The organism is Nocardioides sp. NPDC127514 (assembly GCF_040302125.1).
GTDB lineage: Bacteria > Actinomycetota > Actinomycetes > Propionibacteriales > Nocardioidaceae > Nocardioides.
The window spans coordinates 85,386-99,986 of record NZ_JBEORF010000013.1; the positions used below are offsets into that span (position 1 = coordinate 85,386).

Sequence of the window (14,601 nt, forward strand, 5' to 3'; positions counted from 1 at the left end):
GCTGGACAAAAGCCGAGGCAGTGGCCGGAGGAAAGCGCTATCGTGCGCTTTCCGCGCATGATTCGGGTCGGCGCCGGCACCCCTCGGTCCCTCGTCGTTGTGAGGTCTCTCATGCGCTCTCGCGCCTCCTCGTACGCCCTCCTCGGGCTCCTGTCCCTCCCCGCCGTCGCCCTCGGTGTCGGTGGTCTCCTCGCCGGCTCCGCGGCCGCGGCAGAAGGTGACTGTGGCGGCAAGCCCGTCACCGTCGACCTCAGTATGGAGGGTCAGGCGCCCACTGAGGGCGACGACGTGATCCTGCTCGCGCCCGACCAGAACGTCACGCTGCACTCTCTGGGTGGTAACGACGTCATCTGCTTCAGGCCCACCTCGTACATCGGCACCGTCTATGGCGATGGGGGCAACGACACGATCTTCAGCAACTCCCGGCCGAACGCGATCCGCGGGGGTGATGGCGATGACGTGATCCATGGCGGCGACACAACGGATCATCTCTACGGCGACGGCGGGAACGACACCATCCATGGGGGCGCCGCCGCAGACGCGATCGTTCCGGGTGCAGGCGCTGACACGGTTCACGGAGGCGCTGGTGCGGACCGGATCCAGGTCACGTCCTCCGATGCTGCTGGCGACGTACTCGACGGTGGATCGGAAGACTCGGCGAAGGACATCTTCTACCTGTTCAGCTCGGCGTCGGGGATCACCTACGACATGACGTCAGGCGCAACCAGCTGGGCAGCCGAGGCTGACGGTTTCGAAGCCGTGACCGGAACGAACCATGCAGATGTGATCACCGGCACCGATGGTGACGACACCATCGATGCCGTGGCCGGCAACGACCGGATCGACGCAGGAGCCGGGAACGACACGCTCCAGGACGGTGCCGGTGAGGACGTCGTCCATGGTGGCGACGGCGAGGACACGTTCCTCGGTAATCACAATGGCCCATACACCGACTACGACGAGCTGTGGGGCGATGGCGGGAACGACACGATCACCGGCGGCGCCTACGGAGCGTTGGATCTGATCAGCGGCGACGATGGCAACGACACCTTGAGCAACGGTGAAGGTGCCGCACGAGTGTTCGGCGGGCTCGGGGACGATGCGATCACTCTCGACGGCAGCATGAGCTCGGCTGCGTACGGCGGTGACGGCAGCGACACGATCCGCGTCGGGGCGATCGGTGGCGACGCCAACGGTGGCAACGGCAACGACGTGATCTACGGAGGATCTACCTCGCTCTCCGCCAACGGTGACGCCGGGGACGACAAGATCTACGGGGCTGCTGAGTCCAACTACCTCAGGGGCGGCGCCGGGAACGACCTCATCGAAGGCGGCGCCGGCAAGGACGAGCTGATCGGTGGTCCGGGCCTCGACTCGATCCACGGCAAGGCTGAAGCCGACACGATCTATGGCGACGAGGACTACTACAGCCCGACCGTGGGGTCCGCCGACAGCATCGACGCAGGGGCTGGCAACGACACGGTGAAGGGCGGGCCTGGGAACGACACGGTGCGTGCCGGAGACGGCGCCGACACCGTGGTCGGCGAGTCCGGGAGCGACCGTCTGCTCGGTGACGGCGGCAACGACCGCATGAAGGGCGACGCCGACAACGACACGATCGAAGGCGGCAGCGGCAACGACACTCTGGAGGGCGGCAACAACGCTGACACGCTCCGAGGCGACAGCGGCGATGACGTTCTGGCCGGCAACGACGGCAACGACGCGCTTAACGGCGGCACGGGCATCGACACCGCGTCGTACGTCACTGCCTACAACCCGGTGACGGTGACGATGTCCAAGGCGACCGGTGGTGGCGGCACCGACACGCTCGCGGGGATGCAGAACCTGAAGGGCGGTCCGTACGCCGACCGCCTCATCGGTGACGGTGGCGCCAACACCCTTCTCGGTGGCGGCGGCAACGACACGATCCTGCCCGGACTTGGCAACGACCGCGCGGAGGGTGGTTCGGGAACCGACACCGTCGAGTACTCGAACGTACGCAACGGCGTGAAGGTCGCGCTCAACACGACCTCGGTGCAGTCGACCGGCGCGGGAGCGGATCGTCTGCTGACCTTCGAGCGACTGACCGGCACCAGCTACGCCGACGTCCTTCGGGGCAACTCGGGCGCCAACAAGCTGGTCGGCCTCGGCGGTTCGGACCGGATCGAGGGCGGCTCGGGTAACGACTCGCTCTACGGCCACTCGGGCAACGACCGCCTCTACGGCGGCTACGGCCGCGACTACGGTGACGGTGGCACGGGCAGCGACAGCAGCTCGTCGGTCGAGCGGCGCGTACGCATTCCGTAGCCCCAGAGGTACGGGAGAGGTACGGGTTCGGGCGGCAGCACCGGTTGGGGACACTGCCCCTTTCGAGTTCCGAGCACATGAATCGAGAGGGATCCATACGATGAAGACATCGGTGCGGTTGCGCATGGGCGGCCTGCTCGCGGCAATAGCCGTGGCAACGGGCGGACTGGTCGCCGTGGACGCGGGCACGGCGCCTGCGGAGGCCGCGGTCAGCTGCACGATCAGCAGCCCGAAGACCGTACGTCCCGGCAACACCGGCAGCTGCGTGACGCTGCTCCAGAAGGCACTCGGTGGGCTCAGGCCGGACGGTTCGTTCGGGTCCGCGACGACCGCGCGGGTGAAGGACTACCAGCGTGCGAAGGGGCTGTCGGCGGACGGCATCGTCGGGTCGCGTACGTGGTCGAAGATCAAGGCGGGCATGTCCGGCGCCGGCACGATCGTCTCCTCGACCGCCACCGCGAACTGGTACGCCTGCGTCATCGTCCGCGGCGGCCAGTCGATCCGCTACACGGTCACCAACAAGCGCAGCACCGGCTGGAGGCAGGCCACCATCACCACCAGCGGCTCGCTGGCCGACCCGGTGATCAATGGATGGATTCCCAGCAAGGGCTCGCGTTCGACGGCCTCGAACACCAACGGATTCCGAACGTCCTACCCGACCTCGGCCGCCTACATCACCTACACCGGCGGCACCTTCTTCACCAACGACTCCTACGCCTACGACTTCGCCAACAGGACGGTCTACCGCTCGTGGCTGCGCCCGTGCGGCAAGACCAGCCCGGTCTACTGGTGACCGGCCGATTACTGAAGTGAGATCTGGTGGTCCGGTCGACTAGCCTTGCCGCATGATCGACCCGCGCATCCTCCGCGAAGACCCCGACCGCGTACGTGCCTCGCAGGAGCGCCGTGGCGCGTCCTCTGACGTGGTGGACCGGGCGCTGTCCGCGGACAGCGCCCGGCGCGCGGCGATCGCGGACTTCGAGGCCAAGCGGGCCGAGCAGAAGCAGATGGGCAAGAAGGTCGCTCAGGCCAAGGGTGAGGAGAAGCAGCAGCTGCTCGCCGAGGTGAAGGACCTCGCAGCCGCCGTCAAGGCGGCCGACGCGGCCCAGGCGGAGGCCGAGGAGGAGTGGAAGAAGGCTCTCAAGGCCATCCCCAACCTCGCCGACGACGCCCCCGCCGGCGGTGAGGACGACTTCGTCCTGATCGAGAAGGTCGGCAAGCCGCGCGACTTCGCGGCCGAGGGCTTCGAGCCGCGCGACCACGTCGAGCTCGGCAAGATGCTCGGCGCGATCGACCTCGAGCGCGGCGCCAAGGTCTCGGGCAGCCGCTTCTACTTCCTGACCGGGGTCGGCGCCGAGCTCGAGTTCGCGCTGATCAACCTGGCGATGGAGCAGGCCCGTGAGGCCGGTTTCACCCAGGTCATCGCACCTGCGCTGGTGCGCCCGGAGGCGATGGAGGGCACCGGCTTCCTCGACCAGGTCGACGACGGCGTCTACAAGATCGAGGACGACGACCTCTACCTGGTCGGCACCTCGGAGGTGCCGATGGCGGCGTACCACTCCGACGAGATCCTCGACCCCGACACCCTCCCGCGGCGCTACGCCGCCTTCTCGTCGTGCTTCCGCAAGGAGGCCGGCTCGGCGGGCAAGGACACCAAGGGCATCATCCGGGTCCACCAGTTCGAGAAGGTGGAGATGTTCGTCTACACCACTGTCGAGGAGTCGTACGCCGAGCACCAGCGTCTCCTCGAGTGGGAGAAGGCCTTCCTGGACAAGCTCGAGCTCGCCTACCAGGTCATCGACGTGGCCGCGGGCGACCTCGGTCCGAGCGCGCTGCGGAAGTTCGACTGCGAGGCGTGGATCCCCACCCAGGGGAAGTACCGCGAGCTAACCTCGGCGTCCAACTGCACCACCTTCCAGGCACGTCGCCTCGACATCCGGGCGCGCACGGAGAACGGCACCACCCCGGTCGCGACTCTCAACGGCACGCTGACCGCGATCACCCGCGCCATCGTCGCCGTGCTGGAGACCCATCAGCAGGCCGACGGCTCGGTGCGGGTGCCGAAAGCTCTGCAGAAGTGGCTCGGTCGCGAGGTTCTGGAGCCGATCCAGAAGTGAGCACGACCGAGAGCAGCACCGCCCGGCCCGGTGAGGCCGCCTGGCAGCCGAAGCTCGTCGCGCTCGACATCGACGGCACCCTGCTGCGCTGGATCGAGGGCACGGGCACGACCTCCGAGGCTCTCTCGGACAAGGTGCGCGACGCGGTCCGCCGGGCCTACGACTCCGGCGCCCACGTGGTGCTCTCCTCCGGTCGTTCGGCCCATTCGATGACCGGGATCGCCGACCTGCTCGGGCTCCCGGACGAGGGCGCGGAGCGGTTGTGGATCGTCGCCTCCAACGGCGCGGTGGTGCTCCGCTACCCGCCGGTCGACGTGGTGCACGAAGAGACCTTCGACGCCCGCGCGGCGGTGGAGAAGATCATGGAACGGCGGCCGAACGTGCTGGTCGCGGTCGAGAACCGCGGTCTGGGCTACCGGTTCAACCGACCGTTCCCCGAGGGTGAGCTCGACGGTGCTCATCTGATCGCTCCGATCGACGAGATGGTCGCCGAGCCGGTCTCCCGGGTGATCATCCGCGACCCGGACGCGACCCCGGAGGACTTCCTCGCCCTCGGCCGTGAGCTCGGTCTGCACGGCATCGACTACGTGGTCGGCTACACCGCCTGGCTCGACCTCACCCCGGTCGGCGTCTCCAAGGCATCGGGCCTCTCCTACGTCTGCGACGAGCTCGACCTCGAGCCGGCCGACGTACTCGCCATCGGCGACGGCCGCAACGACGTCGAGATGCTCGAGTGGGCCGGTCGCGGCGTAGCCATGGGCAACGCCCCCGACGAGGTCCAGGAGGTGGCCGACGCCGTCACCGCCCACGTCGCCGACGACGGCGCGGCGCTGGAACTCTCCCGCTGGTTCTGAGAGTGCTGTTCTGGGAGTCTTTGCGCTCGTGACTCTTCCCACCACCATCATGACCGAGCGGCTGACGCTGCCGTTGTGGACCCGCGCCGATGTCGAGGCGATCCGCGATCCCGACGGCGGGATCGGGCGTCCGCAGAGCTGGCACCCGCAGTTCCCGCGCGAGGACGACCGCGACGCGGCGACGATGTGGGTCGAGGGCGACCGATGGAGCTCCCGCTACATCATGCGCAACGGCACCGTGCTCGGCTCGATCGGCTTCTTCGGGCCGCCCGAAGCCGCTCCTGACGGCACCCCGGAGACCGAGGTCGGCTACGGCCTGATCGAAGAGGCACGCGGGTGGGGTTTCGCGACCGAGGCGCTCAAGGGTCTGCTGGCGTGCGCCGACGAGGAGGGCGTACGCGTCCGGGCCGCTGTCGAGCCCACCAACGCGGCCAGCCTCCGAGTGCTCGCCAAGTGCGGGTTCACCGAGCTGCGTGGCGCCGACGAGGACGGGCATCTGGTGATGGCCAGGCCGGTCCCCGGTGGCAGAATGGAAGAATGAGGACGCCGAAGCTCGTCGCCACCGACCTCGACGGCACCCTGGTCAGAGCGGACGGTTCGGTCTCGGACTTCACTCGTGGCGTGCTCGTGAAGCTCGAGGAGATCGGCGTGCCGGTCATCTTCGTGACCGGACGGCCGCTGCGCTGGACCCGGGAGCTCTTCGAGCACATCGGCAGCGTCGGGCTGGCGATCGTCTCCAACGGAGCCCTGGTCTGGGACGTTGCCGCCGACCAGCCCCGGCTGACCCGGCTGATCGAGCCGGCCCTGACCGCCGAGGTGGCGGCCGCGCTGAAGGAGAGCGTGCCCGGACTGGTCTTCGCGACCGAGTCGCTCGAGGGGTGGTCGTGCGAGCCCGCGTTCGCGACCCACACCGCCGACGCCCTCCGCCCCGCCAGGCGCGTCGCGTCGATCGAGGAGCTCGCCGACGAGCCGCTGATCAAGCTGCTCGCCCGCCGTGACGACCACGACGACGCCGACGAGCTGCTCGATGCAGCGGCCGCCGTCGTCGGCGATCGCGTCAACGTCACCCACTCGTCGTTCCCGCTGCTCGAGATCAGTGCTCCCGGGGTCACCAAGGCCTCCACGCTGGAGCTGGTCTGCACCGAGCTCGGCATCTCCGCCGCAGACGTGATCGCCTTCGGTGACATGCCCAACGACCTGCCGATGCTGACCTGGGCCGGCACCTCGTACGCCATGGCAGACGCCCATCAGAGCGTGGTCGCGTGCGCGTCGCACCTGGCCCCCGGACACGAAGATGACGGTGTCGCGCGGGTCCTGGCTGGAGTCTTCGGCCTGTGACTGGTTTGATCTTCGCCATGCGCCGCGTCCCCCAGTTCCTCGCTGCCCTCGCTCTCGCGGTGACAGCGGTGGTCATGACGAGCCCCGCACCCGCCTCGGCAGCCCCGGTCACGGCTCCCGCGAAGTGCCCGGCCTTCGAGCTCAGCGACGCGGTCAAGGAGCCGCTGGTCTTCCACGCACGGGTGACCGGCCCCGGCAAGGCCACCAAGAAGGGCGGCCCGGTGGTCTACCCGGTGACCGTCGTCAAGGCGCTCAAGGGCGTCACCAGCGGCAGCAGCCTCGAGGTCGCGCTCAACCCCGGCGTGTGCCAGAAGAAGTCGCTGACCGCCAACGAGGACTACTACTTCTTCGCGCAGAAGAAGGGCGACACCATCCTCGCCGCCGGCAGCGCCCCGCGCGTCGAGGAGTACACCGACAAGCTCCAGGCCGAGATCGCCAAGGAGTTCCCCGAGGTGATCGCCCCCGAGCCTCAGCAGGTGAGCTTCAGCGAGCCCGCGTCTCCCGAGGGCCAGAAGCTCGTCGAGGTCGCCGCCCCGGGCGTCGTACTCGTCGTCGTCGGCCTGCTCGGCCTGATCATCGTGATGATTCTCGGACGGCGGAAGGCCGCGTAGCCGGGCTCGTGGGCTCAGCCTCCGGCGCCCACCCCGGCGGCCGGAAGGCGTAGCTCAGCTTGAGCCGCCAGCCGTCGGCGGTGCGTACGTCGTTCCAGAGCTCACGGAAGGCGCCGTACTCCAGCCGGAGCAGGTTGTAGGTGTCGACCTTGTACGTCAGGCCGTACGTCGGGCGCTGCCGCTCGGGCTGGAAGGTGCCGAAGAGGCGGTCCCAGACGATCAGGATGCCGGCGTAGTTCTTGTCCAGGTACTCCGGGTCGGAGCCGTGGTGGACACGGTGATGGCTCGGGGTGTTGAAGACGAGCTCGATCGGGCGCCAGAGCCTGCCGATCGTCTCGGTGTGCACGAAGAACTGGTAGATCAGGTTGATCGAGAAGGCGATGTAGATCGCCGCCGGTGAGATGCCGAGGAACGGCAGCGGCAGGAAGAAGAAGAACTCGAACCACGGGTTCCACTTCTGTCGCAGCGCGGTCGCGAACGTCATGTACTCGCTGGAGTGGTGCGCCTGGTGGGCCGCCCAGCCGACTCGGGTCCGGTGCACGAACCGGTGGTTCCAGTAGTAGGCGAGATCGACGACCACGACCGAGATCGCCAGGCCCCACCACGTCTCCGGGATCTGCCACAGCGACGCGTAGGCGAAGATCGCCGCGTAGACCGCGAAGGTCAGGACCTTGAACACGGTCATCGACACGATCGAGCCGAGGCCCATCAGGATCGAGGTGCGCGCGTCCTTGAAGACGTAGCCGGCCAGGTTGTCGTCGTGGTCGAGCCATTTCAGCGCCGCCAGCTCGATGAGGATCGAGATCACGAAGAACGGGATCGCGTACGTCAAGGGGTTCTTCAACGGGTCGAGCATGTCGTTCATGGGGGACCTCCCAGGGATATGACCTTGGAGTAAGTTACCTCAAGGTCATATGCCACCGCTAGACTCTTGGTCATGTCACGGGCCAACGCTGGAACCAAGGGCGTCCCGCGCGCCGACCGCGAGCTGCAGATCCTGCGAGCCGCCTGCCAGGCCTTCGGCACCGTCGGGTTCGCCAAGGCGTCGGTCGCGGCGATCGCCGCCGACGCCGGCATCTCGAAACCGCTGGTCTACCAGTACTTCGGCTCCAAGGAGGGCCTCTTCCTGGCCAGCTTCAACTACGGCGCCGAGACGCTCGCCGCCGAGATGGAGCGGGTCGCCGCCGACGACTCGGTCGGCGTCGAGCGTGGTCTGCGCACCCTCGACGGGCTCTTCCGGACGCTCGAGCCGCAGCCGTGGCTGTGGCGGCTCCTCTTCGACCCGACGGCGCCCGACGACGGCGAGGTGGCTGCCGCCCGCGCCGTCTACACCGACCGGATCACCCGTCTCGCCGTCGAGGGCGTCGGCGAGCTGATGCGGCTCGTCGGTGACGACGATCCTCTCGACGCCTCGGCGCTGACCGCGGTCTGGATGAGTGCGGTCGATGCGCTGATCACCTGGTGGCTCGACCATCCAGGGGTGACGCCCACTCAGATGACGGAGCGATGCCATCGGCTGATCATCGCGATCTCCGGCGCCGCGCTGCCCGCAGCGGAACCCAGTAGCCTACGCGCGTGAGTATCGGTAGAGACCTCCAGTCGGGCATCTTCCGCAAGGGCCTGTTCGGCCACCGCCCCGTCGTGCCGACCGAGCCCTCGGTGCTCGCCGAGGCTGCCCAGCGGGCGATGAGCAAGGAGGCCTGGGCGTACGTCGACGGCGGAGCCGGCCAGCAGCGCACCGTCGCCGCCAACACCGCCGCCTTCGACCACTTCCGGCTGGTGCCGCGCATGCTCACCAACGTCGAGAGCCGCGACCTGCGCACCACGCTGTTCGGTGTGGACATGCCGGCGCCGCTGATGCTCGGCCCGGTCGGCGTGCTCGAGCTCGCCCATTCCCGCGCCGAGCACGAGGTCGCCGCGGCGGCCCGCGCGACGGGCATCCCGATGGTGATCTCCACCCAGGCGTCCGTCCCGATGGAGGAGGTCGCCCAGGACCTGGGCGACACGCCACGGCTCTACCAGCTCTACTGGTCGAAGGACGAGACGATCGTCGAGTCCTTCGTACGCCGCGCCGAGGCCATCGGCTCCGACGCGCTGGTCGTCACCCTCGACACCCACATGCTCGGGTGGCGTACGCGTGATCTCGACCTGGGCTATCTGCCCTTCGCCCGGGGGCTGGGCATCGCTCAGTACACCTCCGACCCGGCCTTCCGCGCCCTCGTCGCGGCCCGGCTCGCGGACGGGAGCGGAACGAGCGTGCGACCTGGGCTCCGGGAGATCCCCTCGGCCCTCACCGCGGTCGCCTCGATGGCCCAGCACCATCCCGGCAAGCTCGTCGACAACCTCCGCTCCGGTCATGCCCGAGCCGCGGTCGAGACCTTCCTCGACGTCTTCTCCCGCTCCGACCTGATCTGGGACGACCTCGACCGACTCCGGGAGATGACCGATCTGCCGATCGTGCTGAAGGGGCTCCAGGCGCCCGAGGACGCCCGCCGCGCCCTCGAGCACGGCGTCGACGGGATCATCGTCTCCAACCACGGCGGCCGCCAGGTCGACGGTGCCATCGCCTCCATCGACGCCCTGCCGAGCATCGTCGACGAGGTCGACGGCCGGATCCCGGTCCTCTTCGACTCCGGCATCCGCTCCGGCGCCGACATCCTCAAGGCGCTCGCCCTGGGTGCCGACGCGGTCCTTCTCGGCCGCCCCTACGTCTACGGCCTCGCCCTTGCCGGCGCCGCCGGTGTCCAGGCCGTCATCGAGCACATGATCGCCGAGCTCGACCTCTCCCTCGGCCTCGTCGGCTGCCGCTCGGTCGACGAGATCGGCCGCGAGCTCCTCGGCTGAGTGCAGCGGGTGAGAGCAGGGACACGCCTGGGCCGCGCCAAGTTCATACTTTATGAGGGGGCGCGATCTGTGCACCCCACTTACGATTCAAGTGATGAACCCGCAATCTCCGCCAGACATCGTCGTGATCGGCGGCTCCAACATGGATCTCCACGCTCGGGCGCACGAGCAGGTGGTGATGGGTTCGAGCATGTCCGGATCGGCCGGCCTCTCGCCAGGTGGGGTGGGTCGCAACGTCGCGGAGAACCTCGCCCGGCTGGGTGACTCGGTCGCGTTGGTCTCGGTCGTCGGCGACGACCCGATCGGCGACGAGGTGATCAGCTACACCGAGGACGTCGGCGTCGACTGCACCTACGTCCGCCGCCGGGCAGACGTACGCACCGGCACCTACAACGCCGTGCTCGACTCCTCCGGTGAGCTGGTGGTCGCGGTGGCCGACATGGCCGCGACCGACGAGTTCTCCCCGCTGGTCGTGGAGGCGGCCCGGGACCTGATCAAGAACGCTCGCGGTGTGCTCGTCGAGGGCAACATCCCGGTCCGCACTGCTGACGTGGCGATCGACCTGGCCCGTGAGTTCGACGTGCCCGTCGTGTTCGACCCGGTGTCGGTGCCGAAGGCGAGGCGGGCGCGCGAGCTGATCCGGGCCGACCGCGAGCTCTATCTGGTCACGCCCAACCAGGCCGAGCTGGCCGCTCTGACCGACCTGCCCGCCGGCACCGACGCGGAGATCGAGAAGGCCGTCCACTCGCTGCACGACCGCGGTGTCGGCGTCGTCTGGGTGCGCCTCGGCGCCCGCGGTTCGGTGATCAGCTACGGCGACATCTACCAGGAGCTTCCCGCCGTGCCGGCCGACGTCGTCGACGTCACCGGCGCGGGCGACGCGATGCTCGCCGCGTTCACCCACGAGCTCCTCCGAGACGTCGACCTGGTCGCGGCGGCCCGGTTCGGGCACGCCGCGGCAGCGCTGACCTGCGGCACCCACGACACCGTCCGGATGGACCTCAGCGAGAGCCTCGTCCGGGAGCTGGCGTGAAGGTCCGGCTCACCGAAGAGGTCGGGGTCGCGCTCGCCGAGGGCCGCCCGGTCGTCGCGCTGGAGTCGACGATCATCAGCCACGGGATGCCCTATCCCGACAACGTCAAGATGGCCACCGAGGTCGAGCAGATCGTGCGCGACAACGGCGCCGTCCCGGCCACGATCGCGCTGCTCGACGGCATCCCTCGTGCCGGCCTGTCGCCCGACGACCTCGAGCTCCTCGCCTCCGACCCGGACGTCACCAAAGTCAGCGTCCGCGACCTTCCCTACGTCGTCGCCCGCCGTCTCCACGGCGCGACCACGGTCGCGGCCACCATGCGCCTGGCGGCCATGGTCGGGATCAGGACGTTCGTGACCGGTGGGCTCGGAGGCGTGCACCGGGGCGCGGCGACCTCCTTCGACATCTCCGCCGACCTGACCGAGCTCGCCCGCACCCAGGTCGCGGTGGTGAGCGCCGGGGTGAAGTCGATCCTCGACATCGGGCTGACCCTGGAGACCCTGGAGACGTACGGCGTGCCGGTCCTGGTCAACGGGAGCGACGAGTTCCCGGCCTTCTACTCCCGCAGCTCCGGGTTCGCGGCGCCGCTGCGCATCGACGGACCCGGCGAGGCTGCCGCGGTCATGAAGTCGACCTGGGAGCTCGGCCTCCCCAGCGGTCTGGTGGTCGCCAACCCGGTCCCGGCCGCCGACGAGATCCCCGCCGAGGTGATCGGGCAACACATCGACCACGCCCTCGCCGACGCCGAGGCCCGCGGCATCCGAGGCAAGGAGATCACCCCGTTCCTGCTCGCCAGGATCGTCGAGCTCACCGGCGGCGACTCGCTGGCGACCAACATCGCGCTGGTGCGCGACAACGCAGCCTTCGGTGCGCAAATGGCCGCATCGTACGGCGCCGCATGACGAACGATCACCACTCGTTCACCCCGGCGACACCGCACGTGGCCTAACGTCTCGCCTACCTATGCGTTGATCCTCCCGTGACCGATAGCCCCCACATTGGCCCGACGATGACGGCCCCTTCCAGGCGCACCGTCCTCAAGGCCGGCCTGATCGGTGGAGCCGGTGTCGTCGCCGGCCCGATGCTGTGGACGCAGGCGGCCAGGTCGGCCGCTCCGGCCACCGGCGTACATCTGTCGTACGGTGCCGACCCGGTCAAGCAGATGAACGTCTCCTGGTCGACCGCCGGGTCGGTGCAGGCGCCGCGCCTCGATCTGGGCGTGACGCCCGACTACGGACTCACCCTCCGACCCGAGTCGCTCTCCTCGATCCGGGTCGACAGCGTCTACCACCACGTCGACCTCAGCGACCTGCGACCGGGCACGCGCTACTACTACCGGCTCAGCCACGACGGGGGCACCGCGACCAGGGGCTCGTTCACCACCGCCCCGAAGACCACGGGGTCCTTCCGCTTCGCCGCCTTCGGCGACATGGGCGTCGCCGAGGACGCAGCGCGCAACGTGAGCCTGATCCGTCAGCAGCGCGCCGAGTTCGCGTTCGTCGTCGGTGACATCGCCTATGCGGACACCGGCGGCCAGGGCAAGAGCGGGGAGCTGCAGCAGGACTTCGGCGTCTGGGACGAGTTCCTGACCCAGATCCAGCCCAGCGCCAACGCCATCCCGTGGATGACCGTCGTCGGCAACCACGAGATGGAGAACGGCAACGGCGAGCTCGGCTACGACGGCCACCGCGCTCGCTTCCGTCACCCCGGCAACGGCGCCGGCGGCGGACAGGAGACCTACTCCTTCGTCCGCGACAACGTCGCCTTCATCGCCCTCGACGGCAACGACGCGACGTACGAGTACACGCGGAACGCGGGCTACCTCGGCGAGACGCTGGACAGCTGGCTCGAGGAGCGGCTGGCCACGTTCCGGGCCCGCAACGACATCGACTTCATCCTGGTCGGCTTCCACCAGTGCGCGTACTGCACCAACATCGCGCACGCCTCGGACGGCGGCATCCGCGACCGCTGGGAGGCGCTCTTCGACCGCTACCAGGTCGACGTCGTGATCAACGGCCACAACCACTGCTACGAGCGCACCCACCTGATGCGTGACGGCAAGCCGGTCCGGGAGGCGCCGCGCGGCTCCACGGTCAGCACCAACGAGGGGACCATCTACATCACCGCCGGCGGCGGTGGCGGCTCGACCTATCCCGACGTCCTCCCGGTGCTCTCCTACTACACGGACAAGAACGGCCTGAAGATCCCCGAGCCCACGACCTACCGCGCCGTCGGCGACGCGACCCACTCGGTCGCGTTCTTCGATGCCCACCCGCGCGACGCCCACGGGACGGCGAGGCTGGACCTCGAAGTCATCGCCACCGACGGCTCCGAGGTCGACACGCTCACCATCGCTAGGGCGCGCTGATGCGCACCCAATTAGAGTTGATGCGCGTGGGGGGAATCAGAAGGAGGAAGCCGAGGTTGCTCAGCGTCGTCGTGCCTGTCTACAACGTGGCCGACTACGTCGCCGACAGCCTCGACAGCATCCTTCACCAGCCGTTGCGTGAGGTCTGTGCCATCGAGGTGATCGTCGTCGACGACGGCTCCACCGACGGGTCGGCCGAGATCGTCAAGGGCATCGCCGCGAAGGACTCTCGGGTCACGCTGATCTCCCAGCCCAACTCCGGTGTCTCGATCGCGCGTCACACCGGGATCGAGGCCACCACCGGTGACCTGCTCACCTTCGTCGACCCCGACGACATCCTGCCCCGCGACGCCTGGAGCACGATGGTGAAGACGCTGCGGCGTACGGGCTCCGACTTCGTCGTCGGCTCGGCCGAGCGCGTCACCCTCGTGAACGGCGAGGAGCGGAGGTACGTCACCCCGCTGATGCGCCGCAACCACACCCGGACACGCCTCAGGTGCCGGATCGAGGACGCCCCGCTGATGCTGGCGGACGTGTTCGTGTGGAACAAGGTCTTCCGGCGCTCCTTCTGGACCGACAACGAGATCACCTTCCCGGAGCGCACCCGCTATCAGGACCAGGTGGCCCTGACCCAGGCATTCCTGGCCGCCAGGAGCTTCGACATCCTCAGCGAGGTCGTCTACGACTGGCGGGTCCGCTCCGACCTGTCCTCCGCGACCCAGAAGCGCGCCCAGATCGCCAACCTGCTCGAGCGGATCACCACCAAGCGCCAGACCGTCGAGCTCGTGGCCGGCTCGGGCTCGGCGCAGCTGATGCGCACACTGCGCACCGAGATCCTCCCGATCGACATGTGGGAGCACTTCCGCGCGGCCGTCAACCCCACGACCGAGGACCCCGACCGCTACTGGTCGCTGCTGCGCGGCGCCGTTCTCGAGTTCTGGTACGACGCCGGCGTCCCCTTCGAGGAGACCACCGTCCCGCGTGGCCAGCGCCTGATGGCCTGGCTGGTCTCGCAGGACCGCCGTGACGACCTCGCCGCCCTCATCGAGACGATCGACGAGCGCGGCCCGGCCAGGGGCATCGAGGCGTTCGCCGCCGCGGAAGACCTGCCCGTCGGGCTCTGACCGCT

At 68.8% G+C, this 14,601-nt stretch carries 14 protein-coding genes; 13 read left to right on the forward strand and 1 reads right to left on the reverse strand.

Annotation, left to right across the window (positions count from 1 at the left end; all coding sequences use genetic code 11):
• The first annotated feature begins 111 nt into the window (after window positions 1–111).
• The 7 genes from ABTX24_RS12280 (at window position 112) to ABTX24_RS12310 (ending at window position 7,227) form a co-directional block, all read left to right on the forward strand.
• Window positions 112–2,307 (forward strand): calcium-binding protein, encoded by a 2,196-nt coding sequence (locus tag ABTX24_RS12280; RefSeq protein WP_350839906.1) that lies wholly within the window; start codon window positions 112–114, stop codon window positions 2,305–2,307.
• 100 nt (window positions 2,308–2,407) lie between these two features.
• Window positions 2,408–3,100 (forward strand): peptidoglycan-binding domain-containing protein, encoded by a 693-nt coding sequence (locus ABTX24_RS12285; RefSeq protein ID WP_350839908.1) that lies wholly within the window; start codon window positions 2,408–2,410, stop codon window positions 3,098–3,100.
• 52 nt (window positions 3,101–3,152) lie between these two features.
• The gene (serS, locus tag ABTX24_RS12290) at window positions 3,153–4,424 is read left to right on the forward strand and encodes a serine--tRNA ligase (protein ID WP_160025931.1); all 1,272 of its coding nucleotides are present in this window, start codon (window positions 3,153–3,155) and stop codon (window positions 4,422–4,424) included.
• A complete protein-coding gene (locus tag ABTX24_RS12295) occupies window positions 4,421–5,278 on the forward strand; it encodes an HAD family hydrolase (protein WP_160025930.1) in 858 nt (285 codons plus the stop codon). The genes serS and ABTX24_RS12295 overlap by 4 nt, the downstream gene beginning before the upstream one ends.
• A gap of 28 nt (window positions 5,279–5,306) precedes the next feature.
• A complete protein-coding gene (locus tag ABTX24_RS12300) occupies window positions 5,307–5,819 on the forward strand; it encodes a GNAT family N-acetyltransferase (RefSeq protein WP_160025929.1) in 513 nt (170 codons plus the stop codon).
• Window positions 5,816–6,616, forward strand: coding sequence for an HAD family hydrolase (locus ABTX24_RS12305; RefSeq protein ID WP_350839910.1), 801 nt, complete (start codon window positions 5,816–5,818; stop codon window positions 6,614–6,616). The genes ABTX24_RS12300 and ABTX24_RS12305 overlap by 4 nt, the downstream gene beginning before the upstream one ends.
• Window positions 6,613–7,227: a hypothetical protein gene (locus ABTX24_RS12310; protein ID WP_160025927.1), complete on the forward strand. Its 615-nt coding sequence runs from the start codon at window positions 6,613–6,615 to the stop codon at window positions 7,225–7,227. The genes ABTX24_RS12305 and ABTX24_RS12310 overlap by 4 nt, the downstream gene beginning before the upstream one ends.
• Here the strand turns inward: ABTX24_RS12310 and ABTX24_RS12315 are convergent.
• Window positions 7,190–8,092: a sterol desaturase family protein gene (locus tag ABTX24_RS12315; RefSeq protein ID WP_350717898.1), complete on the reverse strand. Its 903-nt coding sequence runs from the start codon at window positions 8,090–8,092 to the stop codon at window positions 7,190–7,192. The two genes, ABTX24_RS12310 and ABTX24_RS12315, sit on opposite strands and share 38 nt — an antisense overlap.
• A gap of 72 nt (window positions 8,093–8,164) precedes the next feature.
• Here ABTX24_RS12315 and ABTX24_RS12320 point away from each other — a divergent pair, with 72 nt between their 5' ends.
• The 6 genes from ABTX24_RS12320 (at window position 8,165) to ABTX24_RS12345 (ending at window position 14,596) form a co-directional block, all read left to right on the forward strand.
• Window positions 8,165–8,806 carry a TetR/AcrR family transcriptional regulator gene (locus ABTX24_RS12320; RefSeq protein ID WP_160025925.1) on the forward strand — a complete coding sequence of 214 codons (642 nt, stop codon included), beginning with the start codon at window positions 8,165–8,167 and terminating at the stop codon, window positions 8,804–8,806.
• Window positions 8,803–10,071, forward strand: coding sequence for an alpha-hydroxy-acid oxidizing protein (locus tag ABTX24_RS12325; protein ID WP_350839912.1), 1,269 nt, complete (start codon window positions 8,803–8,805; stop codon window positions 10,069–10,071). The genes ABTX24_RS12320 and ABTX24_RS12325 overlap by 4 nt, the downstream gene beginning before the upstream one ends.
• Before the next feature lie 94 nt (window positions 10,072–10,165).
• Window positions 10,166–11,104 (forward strand): carbohydrate kinase family protein, encoded by a 939-nt coding sequence (locus tag ABTX24_RS12330; protein ID WP_350839914.1) that lies wholly within the window; start codon window positions 10,166–10,168, stop codon window positions 11,102–11,104.
• Window positions 11,101–12,006: a pseudouridine-5'-phosphate glycosidase gene (locus ABTX24_RS12335; RefSeq protein ID WP_350839916.1), complete on the forward strand. Its 906-nt coding sequence runs from the start codon at window positions 11,101–11,103 to the stop codon at window positions 12,004–12,006. The genes ABTX24_RS12330 and ABTX24_RS12335 overlap by 4 nt, the downstream gene beginning before the upstream one ends.
• A gap of 107 nt (window positions 12,007–12,113) precedes the next feature.
• A complete protein-coding gene (locus ABTX24_RS12340; RefSeq protein ID WP_350839917.1) occupies window positions 12,114–13,472 on the forward strand; it encodes a metallophosphoesterase in 1,359 nt (452 codons plus the stop codon).
• A gap of 56 nt (window positions 13,473–13,528) precedes the next feature.
• Window positions 13,529–14,596, forward strand: a complete 1,068-nt coding sequence (locus ABTX24_RS12345) for a glycosyltransferase family 2 protein (RefSeq protein ID WP_350839919.1) — start codon at window positions 13,529–13,531, stop codon at window positions 14,594–14,596.
• The last annotated feature ends 5 nt before the right edge of the window (window positions 14,597–14,601 follow it).